Source organism: Streptomyces yatensis, assembly GCF_018069625.1.
Taxonomy (GTDB): domain Bacteria; phylum Actinomycetota; class Actinomycetes; order Streptomycetales; family Streptomycetaceae; genus Streptomyces; species Streptomyces yatensis.
In genome coordinates this window covers 5,983,472-6,001,408 of the sequence record NZ_CP072941.1, presented here as the reverse complement: position 1 = coordinate 6,001,408, position 17,937 = coordinate 5,983,472, and the positions used below count along the sequence as shown (strand labels likewise).

15 protein-coding genes are annotated in these 17,937 nt (G+C 71.7%); 10 read left to right on the top strand and 5 right to left on the bottom strand.

Annotated features, from left to right (window positions below; all coding sequences use genetic code 11):
* Positions 1-38 precede the first annotated feature (38 nt).
* On the bottom strand, positions 39-1,217 hold the full coding sequence (locus J8403_RS25255; RefSeq protein ID WP_211125157.1) for an alpha/beta hydrolase: 1,179 nt from the start codon (positions 1,215-1,217) through the stop codon (positions 39-41).
* Positions 1,218-1,364: 147 nt separating this feature from the next.
* Between J8403_RS25255 and J8403_RS25250 the strand changes: the two genes are divergently transcribed.
* Positions 1,365-1,958 (top strand): TetR/AcrR family transcriptional regulator, encoded by a 594-nt coding sequence (locus tag J8403_RS25250; RefSeq protein ID WP_211125156.1) that lies wholly within the window; start codon positions 1,365-1,367, stop codon positions 1,956-1,958.
* 294 nt (positions 1,959-2,252) lie between these two features.
* On the opposite strand, the gene J8403_RS25245 is transcribed toward J8403_RS25250, so the two are convergent.
* Together J8403_RS25245 and J8403_RS25240 are read right to left on the bottom strand one after the other, a co-directional pair.
* A complete protein-coding gene (locus J8403_RS25245) occupies positions 2,253-3,233 on the bottom strand; it encodes a DeoR/GlpR family DNA-binding transcription regulator (RefSeq protein ID WP_237515371.1) in 981 nt (326 codons plus the stop codon).
* A 137-nt stretch (positions 3,234-3,370) separates the two neighbouring features.
* Positions 3,371-4,819, bottom strand: coding sequence for an NAD(P)H-quinone dehydrogenase (locus J8403_RS25240; RefSeq protein WP_211125155.1), 1,449 nt, complete (start codon positions 4,817-4,819; stop codon positions 3,371-3,373).
* Between the two features lie 111 nt (positions 4,820-4,930).
* Here J8403_RS25240 and J8403_RS25235 point away from each other — a divergent pair, with 111 nt between their 5' ends.
* From J8403_RS25235 to J8403_RS25225, 3 genes are all read left to right on the top strand, one after another.
* Complete coding sequence (locus tag J8403_RS25235; RefSeq protein WP_014061302.1) at positions 4,931-5,368, top strand: gamma-glutamylcyclotransferase family protein; 438 nt, start codon at positions 4,931-4,933, stop codon at positions 5,366-5,368.
* A gap of 215 nt (positions 5,369-5,583) precedes the next feature.
* Entirely contained in the window at positions 5,584-6,408 is an 825-nt protein-coding gene (locus J8403_RS25230) for a purine-nucleoside phosphorylase (RefSeq protein ID WP_043237321.1), read from the top strand.
* A 1,417-nt stretch (positions 6,409-7,825) separates the two neighbouring features.
* Positions 7,826-9,532, top strand: coding sequence for a phospho-sugar mutase (locus tag J8403_RS25225; protein WP_211125154.1), 1,707 nt, complete (start codon positions 7,826-7,828; stop codon positions 9,530-9,532).
* 23 nt (positions 9,533-9,555) lie between these two features.
* Here J8403_RS25225 and J8403_RS25220 read toward each other — a convergent pair whose 3' ends face one another.
* Both J8403_RS25220 and J8403_RS25215 read right to left on the bottom strand, forming a co-directional pair.
* The gene (locus J8403_RS25220) at positions 9,556-9,792 is read right to left on the bottom strand and encodes a hypothetical protein (RefSeq protein ID WP_211125153.1); all 237 of its coding nucleotides are present in this window, start codon (positions 9,790-9,792) and stop codon (positions 9,556-9,558) included.
* Between the two features lie 310 nt (positions 9,793-10,102).
* Entirely contained in the window at positions 10,103-10,762 is a 660-nt protein-coding gene (locus tag J8403_RS25215; RefSeq protein ID WP_246585981.1) for a PH domain-containing protein, read from the bottom strand.
* 125 nt (positions 10,763-10,887) lie between these two features.
* On the opposite strand from J8403_RS25215, the gene deoC reads away from it, so the two are divergent.
* The 6 genes from deoC (at position 10,888) to J8403_RS25185 (ending at position 17,908) form a co-directional block, all read left to right on the top strand.
* Positions 10,888-11,889: a deoxyribose-phosphate aldolase gene (gene deoC, locus J8403_RS25210; RefSeq protein WP_211128422.1), complete on the top strand. Its 1,002-nt coding sequence runs from the start codon at positions 10,888-10,890 to the stop codon at positions 11,887-11,889.
* Between the two features lie 6 nt (positions 11,890-11,895).
* Complete coding sequence (locus tag J8403_RS25205) at positions 11,896-13,356, top strand: aldehyde dehydrogenase family protein (RefSeq protein WP_211125152.1); 1,461 nt, start codon at positions 11,896-11,898, stop codon at positions 13,354-13,356.
* Positions 13,349-14,209, top strand: a complete 861-nt coding sequence (locus tag J8403_RS25200) for an aldehyde dehydrogenase family protein (RefSeq protein WP_211125151.1) — start codon at positions 13,349-13,351, stop codon at positions 14,207-14,209. Before J8403_RS25205 ends, J8403_RS25200 begins: the two co-directional genes overlap by 8 nt.
* 142 nt (positions 14,210-14,351) lie before the next feature.
* Positions 14,352-15,377: an amidohydrolase family protein gene (locus J8403_RS25195; protein ID WP_211125150.1), complete on the top strand. Its 1,026-nt coding sequence runs from the start codon at positions 14,352-14,354 to the stop codon at positions 15,375-15,377.
* A 145-nt stretch (positions 15,378-15,522) separates the two neighbouring features.
* The gene (locus tag J8403_RS25190; RefSeq protein WP_211125149.1) at positions 15,523-16,443 is read left to right on the top strand and encodes an amidohydrolase family protein; all 921 of its coding nucleotides are present in this window, start codon (positions 15,523-15,525) and stop codon (positions 16,441-16,443) included.
* Positions 16,444-16,555: 112 nt separating this feature from the next.
* Entirely contained in the window at positions 16,556-17,908 is a 1,353-nt protein-coding gene (locus J8403_RS25185) for an MFS transporter (RefSeq protein WP_211125148.1), read from the top strand.
* Positions 17,909-17,937: the final 29 nt, after the last annotated feature.

Below are 17,937 nucleotides of genomic sequence, written 5' to 3'. Positions count from 1 at the left end.
CCTCCGGCCGGGGCCCGCCGTCGTCGTGCCCGGTCCGCTCAGCGGCCGTGCACCACGTCCTGGGGGAAGGTCAGCTGGCCGTTCATCCACCGCAGGGCCGTGGGCAGCTCGCGGCGCCAGGTACGGAAGTTGTGGCTGCCCCGGTCCAGGATGATCGACTGCGCGCTCATCGGCGGCCGGACCGCGGCCAGGAAGTCGCGGGTGGCCGCGTAGTTGGGCTCGCCCCGGCGGCTGGAGGAGACCAGCACCGACACCTGCGGCTGGGGCAGCCGGCGCAGCCGCCACAGCAGATCGTGCTCCCGCTTGCCGCGCTCGCCCTCCGGACCCGGGCCGAAGAGGTCGCCGGTGGTGGGGTCGTTGACCACGCGGTAGTCGGGCGACAGGGCCGCGGCCGCGCTGTAGACGCGGGGATGACGCAGGGTCAGCTCAAGGGCGCAGGTGCCGCCCGAGGAGTAGCCCAGCACGCCCCAGGCGCTGGGGTCATGGCCGATCCGGTAGTGCCCCCGCAGCGCCTCGGGCAGGTCCTGGGCGAAGTAGGTCTCGGCCTGCGGGCCGCCGGGGACGTCCACGCATTCGGTGTCGCGGGGCGGGGCGATGGTGGGCCGCACCATCACGATGACCGCCGGCTGCACCGCCCCGGTGCGGATCAGCCCGCCCGCGGTCTGGGGCAGCCGCAGATGCTGGGCGAGCAGGAAGGATCCGCCCGGATAGCCGCTGATCGCCACGATCACCGGGAAGCGCTGCCGGGCGTACTGGCGCTGGTAGTACTGCGGCGGCAGATACACGTACGCCGGGTTGGCCACCTGGCTGCGGCGGCCCAGGATCCGCACCGACTCGACCTTGCCCGCCTTGTCGGGGGGCCCGCTCGGCAGTCCGTGCACCGTGTCCAGCCCCTGCGGCGGGGCGGGCCGCACCAGCCCGCCCGACGTCCCGACCGGTCCCGCGGCGCCGCCCTGCACATGGGACAGGGCCGCCGGAGCCGCCTCGTCCTCGCCCAGCAGTTCGTCCCAGGACCCGTAGAACTGGAAGGTGGTGTTCACCGCGAGGGCCAGCGCGGCCACGATCGCGCATTGCGTCACGGCGAGGGCGGCCAGCCGGCCCAGCCAGGCCCGTACGCCCCGGCCCGCGAAGCGCGGCCACAGCCAGAGCGTCAGCCCCGCGCACCCCACGGCGAGGGCGATCATCACATACTCGAGTGAGCGACTGGTCAGTCCCATCGTTCTTCCACTTCGGCGCACCGCAACGCACGATGCCGTCACCCCGTTTGATGCCGTTCGCGGTACCCGCGTTGCCTGGCCAGGGCGTGCCTCCGGTCACGAAATGGCATGCTTGACTCACGGGCAGCCACGGCAGGGAGGACCGCGATGGCGATCGAGACAGCCACGGCGCAGATGCCACCGCGCCCCATGCGCGCCGACGCGCGCCGCAACTACGAGCGGCTGCTGACCGAGGCGCGCACGGCCTTCACCCGGCACGGTACCGATGCCTCGCTGGAGGACATCGCACGACGCGCGGGTGTCGGCATCGGCACGCTCTACCGCCACTTCCCCAACCGCACCGCGCTGATGGGCGCGGTCTTCCAGGTCGAGATATGCGCCCTGCTGGAGCGGTCGCGGGAGCTGGCCAAAGAGCCGCGGCCGTGCCAGGCGCTGATCGACTGGCTGCGCGCCATCGTCGACCACGCCAGCACCTACCGAGGGCTCTCCCGGGCCCTGATGGCGTGCTCGGGGGACGAGACCTCGGCGCTGTCCCGCGGCTGCGGTCTGCCGCTGCGCGAAGCGGGCAGCGAACTGCTCGCCCGCGCGCAGCAGAGCGGTGCCGTACGGTCCGATGTGGTCATCGCCGATCTGATGCAGCTCACCAACGCGATCGCGCTGGCCGTGGAGCAGTCGCCGGACGACCCGGAGTTGGCCGACCGGCTGCTGGCGCTGGCCTTCACCGGTCTCAAGGCCCGCTGACACCGGGGGCTCTGGGCCCGCCGCCCGCGGGGCCCCACGACCCACGGGCACCAGAGTCTCCGGGCCCACGGACGTCCGTCGGCGACCACCCACTCCAGGGGCCCGGCGGACCACGCGGCGGAGCCGCATATCGACGCTTTCCCCTCCCCGCCCCTTCCCGCGGCGCCGATCCGCGACTCCGCCGCGCGACGGGGGCTTCGCCCCGGACCCCGGGGTCCGGGGCGAAGCCCCCGTCGCGGGAAGGGACGCGGAGGGGAACAGCCCGCCGCAGGCCTCACTGTCCGTCGGACACCCCTAGCGACGGCGCGGCGCCAGATCCGCCACCCGCCCCGGCTGCTCCGCCAGCGGCACCGCGCTGCGCAACTGCGCGGAGCCGGGGCCGCCCGGCGGATGGGGGTGGTTACGGCGCGGCCCCGGCAGCGGCAGGCCCTCCTCGCCGCCGCCACGGCCCTGGGACGCGCCCAGCCGCCCCGACTGCCGGCCCGCCGAACCGCCGCCCTCACCGCCCCCGACCGGGCCGGACCCCGCGCCCGGCCCGGCCACGGCGATCTGAACCCCCTGGTCCGCGAGGGCCTGGAGCTCGGTCAGGGCACGGTCGTCATGGGCGGGTGGCTCATCGGTCACCAGCCGCGTGATCACATCGGTGGGCACCGTCTGGAACATGGTGTCGGTGCCCAGCTTCGTATGGTCGGCGAGCACGACCACCTCCGCCGCCGCCTGGACCAGCGCCCGGTCGACGCTGGCCGAAAGCATGTTGGAGGTGGACAGGCCGCGCTCGGCGGTCAGCCCGCTGCCGGACAGGAAGGCGCGCGAGACCCGCAGCCCCTGGAGGGACTGCTCGGCGCCGCTGCCGACCAGGGCGTAGTTGGAGCCGCGCAGGGTGCCGCCGGTCATCACGACCTCGACCCGGTTGGCATGCGCCAACGCCTGTGCGACCAGCAGGGAATTGGTGACCACGGTCAGCCCCGGAACCCGCGCGAGCCGGCGGGCCAGCTCCTGCGTGGTGGTTCCGGCGCCGACGACCACGGCCTCGCCCTCGTCGACGAGACCGGCCGCGAGATCGGCGATGGCCGTCTTCTCCGCGGTCGCTAGATGGGATTTCTGCGGGAAGCCGGACTCCCTGGTGAATCCGCCCGGCAGCACCGCACCGCCGTGCCGGCGGTCGAGCAGTCCTTCTGCCTCCAGCGCCCGCACATCACGCCGTACGGTCACTTCGGAGGTCTGGACGACGCGGGCGAGCTCCCGGAGCGACACCGCTCCGTTCGCGCGCACCATTTCAAGGATCAATTGGCGACGTTCTGCAGCGAACACGAAACTGACAGTAACGCCAACGACCGTCTGTTTTCAGCAGCTTGCACCAATTAGCAGAAGTTGGACATCTCTGAAGGCGCGAAGTGCTATAAGGACCGGATCTATGACTCTTCCTGAGTCTTCCGGGTGTGCAACTGCCGCGCCACCTCGGCGACCGAACCGGACAGCGAGGGGTAGACCGTGAACGCCTTGGCGATCTGCTCCACCGTCAGGTTGTTGTCGACCGCCAGCGACATCGGGTGGATCAGCTCGCTCGCCCGCGGCGCGACCACCACACCGCCGACCACGATGCCGGTGCCCGGACGGCAGAAGATCTTGACGAAGCCGTCCCGGATGCCCTGCATCTTCGCCCGCGGATTGCGCAGCAGCGGCAGCTTCACCACCCGGGCGTCGATCTTCCCGCCGTCCACGTCCGCCTGCGAGTAGCCGACCGTGGCGATCTCCGGGTCGGTGAACACGTTCGCGGAAACCGTCTTCAGGTTCAGCGGCGCCACCGCGTCCCCCAGGAAGTGGTACATCGCGATCCGGCCCTGCATCGCCGCCACCGACGCCAGCGCCAGCACCCCGGTGCAGTCACCGGCCGCGTAGATGCCCGGCGCGCTGGTCCGGGACACCTTGTCGGTCAGGATGTGCCCCGACTCGGCCAGCTTGACCCCGGCCTCCTCCAGACCCATGTCCGCCGTGTTCGGGATCGAGCCGACCGCCATCAGACAGTGGGTACCGGAGATGACCCGCCCGTCCGAGAGCGTGACCTCCACCCGGTCCCCGACCCGCTTGGCGGCCTGTGCCCGCGAGCGGGACATCACGTTCATCCCCCGGCGCCGGAAGACGTCCTCCAGCACCGCCGCCGCGTCCGGGTCCTCACCCGGCAGCACCCGGTCCCGGCTGGAGACCAGCGTGACCTTCGACCCCAGCGCCTGATACGCACCCGCGAACTCCGCACCCGTGACACCGGAGCCGACCACGATCAGCTCCTTGGGGAGCTCGTCCAGGTCGTACACCTGCGTCCAGTTCAGGATCCGCTCGCCGTCCGGCTTCGCGTCCGGGATCTCCCTCGGATGGGCACCGGTCGCCACCAGCACCGCGTCCGCCACCAGCGTCTGCTCGGTGCCGTCCACCGCCCGTACGATCACCCGCCGCGAGCCGTCCAGCGACTGCTGCGGCTCCACCCGCCCATGCCCACGCATGACCCGGCCGCCGGCCCGGGTGACCGACGCCGTGATGTCGTGCGACTGGGCGAGCGCGAGCCGCTTCACCCGGCGGTTGACCTTGCCGAGATCCACCCCGACCACCCGGGCCGCCTGCTCCATCGGCGGGGTGTCGTCGGCGACGATGATCCCCAGCTCCTCGTAGGAGGAATCGAAGGTCGTCATCACCTCGGCCGTGGCAATCAACGTCTTCGACGGCACGCAGTCGGTGAGCACCGACGCGCCGCCCAGACCGTCGCAATCGACGACGGTCACCTCCGAGCCGAGCTGCGCGGCGACCAGCGCCGCCTCATAGCCGCCGGGTCCGCCACCAATGATCACGATCCGAGTCACATGCTCCATTGTCCCGCACCGGTGCGACCGGCTTCAGCCCGGGGGGTTTCGCAGGGGCGACTGACGTACGAACCTCCCACCCCGAGGGCCGTTCCGCCCCACTCCCGTACCCTCAGACCCATGTCGCTCTACGCCGCGTACGCCGGCAACCTCGACGCGCGGCTGATGTCCCGCCGCGCACCGCACTCCCCGCTGCGCGGAACGGGCTGGCTGAACGGCTGGCGTCTCACCTTCGGCGGAGAGCAGATGGGCTGGGAAGGCGCCCTCGCCACCATCGTGGAGGCCCCGCGCTCCCAGGTCTTCGTCGCCCTCTACGACATCGCGCCCATGGACGAGGACTCCATGGACCGCTGGGAGGGTGTCGGCCTCGACATCTACCGCCGGATGCGGATCCGCGTCCACACCCTGGACGGCGACGAACCCGCCTGGCTCTACGTCCTCAACGGCTACGAGGGCGGCCTGCCTTCGGCCCGCTACCTGGGCGAAATCGCCGACGCGGCGGAATCCGCGGGGGCGCCGCACGACTATGTGATGGAGCTGCGGAAGCGTCCTTGCTGAGTCCGGTGTTTCCGGTGTTTCCGGTCTGTCTGTGTTTCCGGTCTGTCTGTGTTTCCGGGTGAGCTGTGTTTCCGGGCGGCCCGGGAGCCTGGGGGGTTCGCGTCTCCGGCGGCCGGGGTCCAGGGGTCCGGCCGGTCCAGGGATTATGCAACGATCCGAATACCTCCACGGACTCCGTCTACGCGCGTAGGCAGTTACCGGCTACCCTCGTGCGCGTGAACGCATCAGTTTCTTGGGACGACATCCAGGGCGACCCCCACGCCGCCGCCGACGACGCCGCCACCCGCCTGCGCGAGCTGACCGGTGCGGAGACCCACGACGTCGCGCTGGTCCTGGGCTCCGGCTGGGTCCCCGCCACCGACGCCCTCGGCGCGCCCGAGCACGAGTTCCCCGTCACCGAGCTGCCCGGCTTCCCGCCGCCCGCCGTCGAGGGCCACGCGGGCCGGATCCGCTCGTACCGGATCAACGACAAGCGGGCGCTGGTCTTCCTTGGCCGTACGCACTACTACGAGGGCCGCGGTGTCGCCGCCGTCGCACACGGCGTACGCACCGCCGTCGCCGCCGGCTGCAAGACCATCATCCTGACCAACGGCTGCGGCGGCCTCCGCGAGGGCATGCGCCCCGGCCAGCCGGTACTGATCAGCGACCACATCAACCTCACGGCCACCTCCCCGATCGTGGGCGCGAACTTCGTCGACCTCACCGACCTCTACTCCCCGCGGCTGCGCGCCCTGTGCCAGCAGGTCGACCCGACCCTGGAAGAGGGCGTCTACGCCCAGTTCCCCGGGCCGCACTACGAGACCCCGGCGGAGATCACCATGGTCCGCACCCTGGGCGCCGACCTGGTGGGCATGTCCACCACCCTGGAGGCCATCGCGGCGCGCGAGGCGGGCGCGGAGGTCCTGGGCATCTCCCTGGTCACCAACCTGGCGGCCGGTATGACCGGCGAACCCCTCAACCACGAGGAGGTCCTCCAGGCCGGCCGCGACTCCGCTTCCCGCATGGGCAGCCTGCTGTCGCAGGTCCTCGACCGCATCTGACCTCGCCGGCCGGGGGACGCTGTTCCGCGTTCCGCGTTCCGCGTCTGGCGCTGGCGGGGGTGGGGGTGGCGCGCTGGCGGGGGGTGGGGGTTGCGGTGGCGGCGTGCTGCGCGGGTACTCACCCCTCAGCCAACTGAACAGAGCGTCGCGGCACCCTCTGCCGGGCCGGGCCGGGCGCGGTGGGGTGCGTGGTGGGTGCCGGGGGCGGGGCCTCCGGTGCGGCGCCCTGGACCGCACATTTACGGCGCCGGTGCCCGGGGGCGTGGAGTTGGTCGGGGATTGGCGCCACAAATATGCGAAAGCGTCCAGGACACCACACCTCCGACCCCACCCCCTCCCGTCTCGTCAGCGGCCACCCGCCGGTGGGCCCAGGGCGCCCATACGGTTCCGGACGCCTGGTGGCGAGTGCCGGACGGGGGTCGGTACGGCCCCCGCCCTTCCGGCTCACCGACGGCCACCCGCCGGTGGGCTCCGGTCCTGGCCCGGTCCCAGGCCGCCGGGTGGCGAGCGCCGGACGGGGGTGGGCACTGCCCCCGTCCTCCCGGCTCACCCGCGGCCACCTGCCGGTGGCGCCCAGACCCAGTCCGGGGCGCCTGGTGGCGGGTACGCCCTCGTACCTCGTCGGCAACCGCGCCCCGGTCGCTCGGGTCCTGGCCGCCCCCGGATCGTCCGATGGCAGTCCCTCCCCGCCGCGAGGCTGGAGAGGGGCTCACCCGAAGCGGACCCGGTGTCGCTCATGCCCGCCCCAAGGCGGAGGGAACGGTCGCCCACGAGGCCGGAGGAGGCGGGGCCCAGCGGCACTGGCCACGCGGACACCGACGAGCGGCAGGGAGAGGAGCCGCACCCGGGGCGATCCCGGTCGGAGCCCTTGCCGCCAGCGCACGGGCGCCGACGAGACGGGGAGAGGGCCTCCGGACACGCGCAGCGACCGACGAGTGGGAGGGAGAGGAGCCTCACCCGGGCGATTCGGATCCGGGCCGGGGCAGCCGATCCACCACGGCGCGGACACCGACAAGCGAGCGGGAGGCGGGCCGCAGCCGACACCCCGGCGGTCCGGAAACAGGCCGGGGCCTGGGGCCACCGGCTGGTGGCCGCCGACGAGACGGGAGGGGGCGGGGTCGCAGGGGTGGTGTCCTGGACGCTTACGTGTATTTGTGGCGCCAATCCCCGACCAACACAACGCTCCCGGCCAATGGCGCCGTAAATATACGGTCCAGGGCGCCGCCCCGGAGGCCCCGCCCCCGGCACCCACCACGCACAGCAGGCGCACCCACAGCAACCACCACGCACCACGCACCAGCACCAGCACCAGCAAGCCGAACCCGCACCCGCACCCGCACACAGCGGGACCCGCACACAGCGGAACCCGCACCCACCAAACGACCACCCCCAAACGACCACCCCCCAGGAGGCCCCCATGGCCACGGAGCCCGATCTCATCGCACAGGCCCGCGCATGGCTCGCCGAGGATCCCGATCCCGAGACCCGCGACGAGCTCAGCACGCTGCTCCAGGCCAACACGGACGGCGCGGACGGCGCCGAGGACGCGTTCGACGAGATCGCCGACCGGTTCTCCGGCATGCTGCAGTTCGGTACCGCCGGTCTCCGGGGTGAACTCGGCGCCGGGCCCATGCGGATGAACCGCGCCGTCGTCATCCGCGCCGCCGCCGGGCTCGCCGCGTACCTGCGCAAGCATCACGATCAGGGGCTCGTCGTCGTCGGCTACGACGCGCGCTACAAAAGCGCCGACTTCGCCCGCGACACCGCCGCGGTGATGACCGGCGCAGGCTTCCGCGCGGCCGTGCTTCCGCGGCCCCTCCCCACGCCCGTCCTCGCCTTCGCCATCCGTCACCTCGGCGCGGTGGCCGGTATCGAGGTCACCGCGAGCCACAACCCGCCGCGCGACAACGGCTACAAGGTCTACCTCGGCGACGGCTCCCAGATCGTGCCGCCCGCCGACGCCGAGATCGCCGCCGAGATCGCCGCCATCCGCAGCCTGAACGACGTGCCCCGCCCCGAGAGCGGCTGGGAGACGCTGAACGACGACGTCCTCGACGCGTATCTCGCCCGTACGGACGCCGTCCTCACGCCGGGTTCGCCCCGCAACGCCCGCGTCGTCTACACCCCGCTGCACGGCGTCGGCCGCGAAACGCTCACCGCGGCCTTCGCGCGGGCCGGTTTCCCGGCGCCCGCGGTCGTCCCGGAGCAGGCCGAGCCCGACCCGGCGTTCCCGACCGTCGCGTTCCCGAACCCGGAGGAGCCGGGGGCGATGGACCTGGCCTTCGCGACGGCCCGCAAGGTCGCTCCGGACATCATCATCGCCAACGACCCGGACGCCGACCGCTGCGCCGTCGCCGTGCCCACGATCACGAACCCCACCGCCCCCACGGACGCCGCCGGCTGGCGGATGCTGCGCGGGGACGAGGTCGGCGCCCTGCTCGCCACCCACCTTGTCCACAAGCGCGCCCGCGGCACCTTCGCGACCACGATCGTCTCCTCGTCGCTGCTGTCGCGGATCGCGGAGGACGCCGGGCTCCCGTACGCCGAGACGCTGACCGGCTTCAAGTGGCTGGCCCGGGTGGACGGGCTGCGCTACGCGTATGAGGAGGCGCTCGGCTACTGCGTGGACCCGGCGGGCGTACGCGACAAGGACGGCATCACGGCCGCGCTGCTGGTGGCCGAGCTGACGTCCGAGCTGAAGGAGCAGGGGCGCACCGTCACCGACCTGCTGGACGACATCGCGGTCGCCCACGGCCTGCACGCCACCGACCAGCTGTCCGTCCGCGTCACGGACCTCTCCCTGATCGGCACCGCGATGAAGCGGCTGCGCGAACAGCCGCCCACCGAGCTCGCGGGGCTCGCCGTGACCTCGGCGGAGGATCTGTCACGGGGTACGGAGACGCTGCCCCCGACGGACGGGCTGCGCTACCAGCTCGCCGGAAAGGACACCGTCCGGTCGGCCCGCGTGGTCGTCCGGCCCAGCGGCACCGAGCCGAAGCTGAAGTGCTACCTGGAGGTGGTCGTCGATGTGCAGGGGGCGGTCGCCCTGGTCCCGGCCCGCGCCACGGCGGACAGCGTGCTGGCCGCGCTCAAGAAGGATCTCTCGGCGGCGGCTGGAATCTGATCGGTGCCGGTGCCGGAGCCGCGTCAGATCCGGCTGAGGTAGCTGAACCCGGTATCGGGTCCGACGCAGGACTGGAGGGTGAGGTCGCCCCAGTAGAGGCCGTGGGCGGAGGCGCCGCGCCCGGGGTTCAGGTAGTGGGCGTAGACGCGGTGGCGGAAGGTGCCGCGCGGACCGGTCACGGTGACGACCGTGCCGATGGGCAGGGTGGCGAACTGCTGGAACCCGCAGTAGTCATGGCCGACGACGACGGCCGTACGCATCAGGGCGCCGTTCTCCGTGCCGTAACCGAGGGCGCCACCACGCTGCGCATCGGCTCATGGTCCGCGCGGTCGTCCGCGGCGGCCAGGACGCCGTGGACGCCTGCCTCGACGCCGCCGGAAGCCAAGCCGCCAAGCGGCCGAGAGCCGGGCAGCCCCAGCCGAGAGGCCGGGCGGCCAGGACCCGAAAGCCCGGGAGCCGGAGAGCCAGGACCCGGGGCCCAGGACCCGAGCCCCGGACAGCCAAGCACCCGGAGAACCAAGCACCCGGACAGCCAAGCCCCCGAAACCGCGCCGCCAGGCGCTCGCTCGCTCAGCCGATGGCCAGCATGATGACCAGCAGCACCGCACCCGCCAGCGTCGGCGCGATGACCTCGAACGCCCACCGGACCTCGGGCGCCCCCTGGGCGCCTTCCCGCTGGGCGTTGAGTTCGGCCATTTCGCGCAGGTCGCCGATGGCCGCGTCGGAGGGGGCCCGCCGGTCCTCCCCGGCGTTGTTCGCCGACACATGGGCCGACGTACGGCTGAAGGGGTCCTCGGAGGCCGCCCTGGCCTGCTGCCTCGCGGCCCGCTTGCGCTGCCGCAGCGAGACCGGGATCGCCCAGAGCTGGTACGTCGCCCCGCCCGCCAGCACCTCGCTGGTGTAGCCGGCGCGCAGCCCCTCGACCGCGGCCCAGGGCAGCGTGACCGTACGGAACGGGTTGCGGACGAGCAGCCGGTCCTGCCCCGCGTACACCGCCGGGCGCACCGTGAAGGCGATCACCACCGGCACCGCGAACAGCAGCCCGGCCAGCGCCAGCCACGGCGTCCGTCCCTCGCCCCGGATCATCGCGTCGATGCCCAGCCAGCCGCTGAGCGCGAGCAGCAGCACCCCGCCTCCGATGCCGCTCGGGGAGCGGTAGACCCGGTCCGAGAAGGTCTCGGGCATCGAGGAGGATGAGGCGGGGGCGGAGTCGTCGTCCGGGCTCGTCATGCGCCCGATTGTGCACCACACTCCCCATACGGGGGACGCCCAGGGATCGCCCGCCCCGGCCCGCACGGAATCCGGGGCCGGGGGTGACATCCGACTACGCGCGTAGATATGCTCGTCTGGTGACCATGCCCACCACAGTTCCCGCATACGGCAAAGAGGCCGCGGAGCGACTCGCGTCGATGGCGGACGTGACCGCCGACGACCGCGCCCTGCGCCGCTTCCTGCACGGCCTGCCGGGCGTCGACGCGGTCGGCCTGCAGGCCCGTGCCGCGACCCTCGGCACCCGCTCGATCAAGACCACGGCGAAGGCGTACGCCATCGACCTGGCGATCTCGATGATCGACCTGACGACCCTGGAGGGTGCCGACACCCCGGGCAAGGTCCGGTCCCTGTGCGCCAAGGGGATCAACCCCGATCCCACCGACCGCACCGTCCCCCAGGTCGCGGCGATCTGCGTCTACGGCGACATGGTGGCCACCGCCAAGGAGGCCCTGAAGGGCGGCGGCAGCGGCATCCACGTGGCGGCCGTCGCCACCGCCTTCCCCTCCGGCCGGGCCGCGCTGCCGGTCAAGCTGGCCGACACCCGGGACGCGGTGGCCGCCGGGGCGGACGAGATCGACATGGTGATCGACCGTGGCGCCTTCCTCTCCGGCCGCTACCTCGAGGTCTTCGAGGAGATCCGGCAGGTGAAGGAGGCCTGCGTCCGCGAGGACGGCACCGCCGCCCACCTCAAGGTCATCTTCGAGACCGGTGAGCTGCAGACGTACGACAACGTCCGCCGCGCCTCCTGGCTGGCGATGCTCGCCGGCGCGGACTTCATCAAGACCTCCACCGGCAAGGTGGCCGTCAACGCGACCCCGCCCGTCACCCTCGTCCTGCTGGAGGCGGTCCGCGACTTCCGCGCCGCGGTCGGCGTCCAGGTGGGCGTGAAGCCCGCGGGCGGCATCCGCACCTCCAAGGACGCGATCAAGTACCTGGTGATGGTCAACGAGACGCTGGGCGGCGAGTGGCTCTCCCCGGATTGGTTCCGCTTCGGCGCCTCCAGCCTCCTCAACGACCTGCTGATGCAGCGCCAGAAGCTGAGCACCGGCCGGTACTCCGGTCCCGACTACGTGACGGTGGACTGATACGCCATGCCCGTTTTCGAGTACGCACCGGCGCCGGAGTCCCGCGCCGTCGTCGACATCGCCCCGTCCTACGGCCTGTTCATCGACGGGGAGTTCGGCGAGGCGGGCGACGGCAAGGTCTTCAAGACCCTCTCCCCCTCCTCCGAGGAGGTCCTCTCCGAGGTCGCCCAGGCCGGCGCGGAGGACGTGGACCGCGCCGTCAAGGCCGCCCGTAAGGCGTTCACGGCCTGGTCGGCGCTCCCCGGCTCCGAGCGCGCCAAGTACCTCTTCCGCATCGCCCGCATCATCCAGGAGCGCTCCCGCGAACTGGCCGTGCTGGAGTCGCTGGACAACGGCAAGCCGATCCGCGAGTCGCGCGACACCGATCTGCCCCTGGTCGCGGCCCACTTCTTCTACTACGCGGGCTGGGCCGACAAGCTCGCCTACGCGGTCCGCGGGCGTAGCCCGCTAAACGGCACGAGCGGCACGGACCCGAAGCCCCTGGGCGTCGCCGGCCAGATCATCCCGTGGAACTTCCCGCTGCTGATGCTGGCCTGGAAGATCGCCCCGGCGCTCGCCACCGGCAATACGGTCGTCCTCAAGCCCGCCGAGACGACACCCCTGAGCGCCCTGTTCTTCGCGGACATCTGCCGCCAGGCCGGGCTCCCCAAGGGCGTGGTCAACATCATCACCGGCGACGGCTCGACCGGCGCCGAGCTGGTCGCCCACCCCGGGATCGACAAGGTGGCCTTCACCGGCTCCACCGAGGTCGGCAAGGCCATCGCCCGTACGGTGGCCGGTACGAAGAAGAAGGTCACCCTCGAACTCGGCGGCAAGGCCGCGAACATCGTCTTCGACGACGCCCCCCTCGACCAGGCGGTCGAGGGCATCATCGGCGGCATCTTCTTCAACCAGGGCCATGTCTGCTGCGCGGGCTCCCGCCTCCTGGTCCAGGAGTCCGTCCAGGAGGAGCTGCTCGACGCGCTCAAGCGCCGGATGGGCACCCTGCGGCTGGGTGATCCGCTGGACAAGAACACCGACATCGGCGCCATCAACTCCGCCGAGCAGCTGGCCCGGATCCGCGCGCTGGCCGACGCGGGCGAGGCCGAGGGCGCCGAGCGCTGGGCCCCGGCGTGCGAACTGCCCACCTCCGGCTACTGGTTCGCGCCCACCCTCTTCACTGGCGTCACCCAGGCCCACCGGATCGCCCGCGAGGAGATCTTCGGCCCGGTGCTGTCGGTGCTGACCTTCCGCACCCCCGAAGAGGCCGTGGCCAAGGCCAACAACACGCCGTACGGACTGTCGGCGGGCATCTGGACGGAGAAGGGCTCGCGCATCCTGTGGATGGCGAACAAGCTCCGGGCGGGCATCGTGTGGTCCAACACGTTCAACAAGTTCGACCCGGCCTCCCCGTTCGGCGGCTACAAGGAGTCGGGATACGGCCGCGAAGGCGGCCGTCACGGCCTGGAGGCATACCTCGATGTCTGAACGACTCTCGGTCCTGAAGACCTACAAGCTGTTCGTGGGCGGCAAGTTCCCACGCTCGGAGAGCGGGCGGGTGTACGAGGTGACCACAGCAAAGGGCCAGTGGCTCGCCAACGCCCCCCTGGCCTCCCGCAAGGACGCCCGGGACGCGGTCGTCGCCGCGCGCAAGGCGTTCGGCGGCTGGTCCGGGGCCACCGCGTACAACCGGGGCCAGATCCTCTACCGCGTCGCCGAGATGCTGGAGGGCCGCCGCGACCAGTTCGTCGCGGAGGTCGCCGAGGGTGAGGGGCTGAGCAAGGCCAAGGCCTCCGCCCAGGTCGACGCCGCGATCGACCGCTGGGTCTGGTACGCGGGCTGGTCGGACAAGACGGCCCAGATCGCCGGGTCCGCCAACCCCGTCGCCGGGCCGTACTTCAACCTCTCCTCCCCCGAGCCGACCGGCGTGGTCACCCTCCTCGCGCCCCAGGACTCGTCCTTCCTCGGCCTGGTCTCCGTGATCGCCCCCGCGATCGTCACCGGCAACACGGCCGTGGTGGTGGCGAGCGAGAAGTCCCCGCTGCCCGCCCTCTCCCTGGCCGAGGTGCTGGCCACCTCCGACCTCCCGGGCGGCGTGGTCAACATCCTCTCCGGCCGCACCGCCGAGATCGCCGCCCCGCTCGCCGCGCACCAGGACGTCAACGCGATCGACCTCGCCGGCGCGGACCCGGAGCTCGCGGTCGAGCTGGAGAAGGCCTCCGCGGACAACCTCAAGCGGGTCCTTCGTCCACAGCCTGTGGATTGGGCGGCCGACCCCGGCACCGGCCGTCTCCTGGCCTTCCTGGAGACCAAGACCGTCTGGCATCCGATGGGGGTCTAGCCTCCGGCTTCACACCACCGAAGCTCCGCCCCCGCGGCGTCCGTATCCCGGACATCGCGGGGGTCTTTTTCGTCGCACATATTGTCAACAATTTCATCGACAGTTAGGTTGCGAGGAACCGCACGCCGAGAAGGAACCGCGAATGATCATCGACTGCCATGGCCACTACACCACCGCGCCACCGGCGCTGGAGGCATGGCGCACCCAGCAGATCAACGGACTCACCGACCCCGCCCGCACCCCCTCCCGCGCCGATCTCCGCATCGGTGACGACGAGCTGCGCCACAGCATCGAGCCCAACCAGCTCCGGCTGATGGACGAACGCGGCATCGACCTGACGGTCTTCTCGCCCCGGGCGTCCTTCATGGCCCACCACATCGGCGATCTCCACACCTCCACCGCGTGGGCCGCCCTCTGCAACGAGCTCTGCTTCCGCGTCAGCACCCTCTACCCGGAGCGCTTCGCGCCCGCCGCGATGCTTCCGCAGTCGCCGGGCGTCGACCCGGCCACCTGCGTGCCCGAGCTCGTCCGCTGCGTGGAGGAGTACGGAGCCGTGGCGGTCAACCTCAACCCCGATCCCTCGGGCGGCCACTGGACGGCCCCACCGCTGACCGACCGCTCCTGGTACCCGGTCTACGAAAAGCTGGTGGAGTACGACCTCCCGGCGATGGTGCATGTGAGCACCAGCGTCAACCCCGCCTTCCACACCACCGGGGCGCACTACCTCAACGCCGATACGACGGTGTTCATGCAGCTGGTGCAGGGCGATCTGTTCGCCGACTTCCCCACCCTGCGCCTGATCATCCCGCATGGCGGCGGCGCCGTCCCGTATCACTGGGGCCGGTTCCGCGGCCTGGCGATGGCCCTCGGCAAGCCGCCCCTGGAGGAGCACGTCCTGGGCAATGTCTTCTTCGACACCTGCGTCTACCACCAGCCCGGCATCGATCTCCTCCTCGACGTCATCCCGGCCCGGAACATCCTCTTCGCCTCCGAGATGATCGGCGCCGTCCGCGATGTCGACCCCCGGACGGGCCGGCACTTCGACGACACCCGCCGCTACACCGAGGCCGCCGGGCTCTCCGCGGCCGATCTGACCGGCATCTACGAACATAACGCCCGTACCGTCTACCCTCGCCTGGACGCCCTGCTGACCGAGCAGGGCCGCTGATGGCCACCGCCTGGTCCGCCGATCGCGATCACAGGTCCCCTGATGACGACCTCCGGTCCGCCATGACGGCCGCAGGGTCCGCGACGACGACCGCACGGCCCACGAGGACGACCGCAGGGCCGCTCACTCGCCCGGAGGAGCCCTCATGAGCACGCTCTCCCCCAAGACCCCCGGCTGGCTGGACTGGCACCCCGACCCGTCCCGGCCCGCCTTCGCCCTGCCGCCGGGCACCGTCGACACCCACTGCCACGTCTTCGGCCCGCAAGCCGCGTTCCCCTTCGCACCCGAGCGCAAGTACACGCCCTGCGACGGTGGCAAGGACGACCTCTTCGCCCTCCGCGACCACCTCGGGATCGACCGCAATGTGATCGTCCAGGCGACCTGCCACGGAGCGGACAACAGCGCCATGGTCGACGCCGTCCGCGCGTCCGGCGGCCGGGCGCGCGGTATCGCGACCGTACGCCCGGATGTCACCGACGCCGAGCTGCGCCGACTGGACGCGGCGGGGGTGCGCGGAGTGCGCTTCACCTTTCTGCGGCGCCTGGCCGACGCCGCGCCCCAGCACGATCTGGCCGCGATCGCGCGGCGGATCGCCCCGCTCGGCTGGCATGTCGTCCTCTACTTCGAAAGCGCCGACCTGCCCGAGCTGGAACGTTTCTTCACCTCCCTGCCCACCCCCCTCGTCGTGGACCACATGGGACGCCCGGATGTGACCGCACCGGCCACGGGGCCGGACTTCACCCGCTTCCTGCGGTTCGCCGAACGCCACGAGGTGTGGGTGAAGGTCACCTGCCCCGAACGCCTCAGCGTCACCGGGCCCCCGGCCCTGAACGCGGAGCGGCACCCGTACACCGATGTCGTGCCGTTCGCCCGCCGCGTGATCGAGGAGTTCCCCGACCGGGTGCTGTGGGGCACGGACTGGCCGCACCCCAACCTCACCGGCCATATGCCCGACGACGGACTGCTGGTCGACTACGTGCCCCAGGTGGCGGTCACCGCCGAGCAGCGGCGGAAGCTGCTGGTCGACAACCCCATGAGGCTCTACTGGCCCGGCGAAGGCGCCTGACCCCGGTCCCCCGCCGAGACCCGCCCCCGTCCCGTCCCGGCCTCTTCCTCCCCGCCTCTTCCTCTCCGCCCTCCCCCCGCTCTCCTCCCCGCCTCCTCGACAAGGGCCGCCCATGCAGCACTCCAATGCGGTGAACCGGCTGAACAGACTCCCCATCTCCCGGTTTCACAAGATCACCTTGCTGGCCGTCTCGTTCGCCTACTTCTTCGAGTTCGCGGACATCAACACCTTCGCCACCACCGCTCCCCAGCTCATCGACCTCTGGGGCATCACGGTCGACCAGATCGCCTACGTCACCTCGCTGTCGTTCGTCGGCATGTTCATCGGCTCCGTGGTCGCGAGCACCCTCGCCGACCGCTGGGGCCGCAAGAGGGCGCTGATCCACACCACGCTCTGTTTCGGGGTCTTCTCCCTGGCCTCGGCCTTCTCCTGGGACCTCGCCTCACTGAGCGTCTTCCGGGTGCTGACCTCGGCCGGTCTTTCCGCGATGACCGTCGTGGCGGTCATCTACGTCAACGAGATGTATCCGGCCGCCGTACGCGGCAAGTTCCAGGCGTACGCGATCGTCATCGGCATCTGCGGCACCCCGGCCACCAACCTCATCGCCAGCGCCGTCGTACCGCTCAGCGACTGGTCATGGCGGCTGGTCTATCTCTGGGGCGCCGTCGGCATCCTCTTCGTCCTCTTCACCCGGCATCTGGAGGAGTCCCCCCGCTGGCACGAGAGCAGGGGCGAGTACGACGCGGCGGAGGCGATCCTCACCGGAATCGAGACCCGGGTCGCCGCCGAGAAGGGCCCGCTGCCCGAGCCCGCGCCGCCCATCGACGAGACCCGGCCCGCCAAGGCGTCGCCCCGCCTCCTCCTGCGGAAGCGCTACCTCGGGCCGACGCTGCTGCTCACGGTCCTGTGGGTGACCCAGACCATCGGCTTCTTCGGCTACTCGAGCTGGGCGCCCACCCTGCTGGCCAAGGAGGGCTTCAGCGTCGAGAAGTCGGTCTTCTATGTGGCGCTCACCACCGTCGGCGCCCCGCTCGGCTCGTTCCTGGCCTCCCTGGTCACCGACCGCTTCGAGCGCAAATGGTGCCTGGTGGCCTTCGGCGCGGTGATCGCGCTGTGCGGTCTGCTGTACGGACTGACCTTCAACCCGGTCCTGATCGTGGTCTTCGGCTTCCTGGTGAACCTCTTCGAGCGCGGCTACACGGCCCTGGGGTACGCCTACTCCCCCGAACTGTTCGACACCCGCGGCCGCTCGCTGGGCACGGGCGTCTCCTACGGGCTCGGCCGTCTCTCCAACGCCGCCGGACCGCTGATCATCGCGGCCCTCTACCACCGCACCGGCTATCAGAGCGTCTTCTACTTCATCGCCGGCACCTGGCTCCTGGGCGCCCTCATCCTGGCGGTCTTCGGCCCCCGCACCCGCCCGGCCCGCACGGCGACGGGGGAACGACCGCGCGCGGTCGTGTGACGGCGGGGCGCACGGGCGGCGACGCGGTA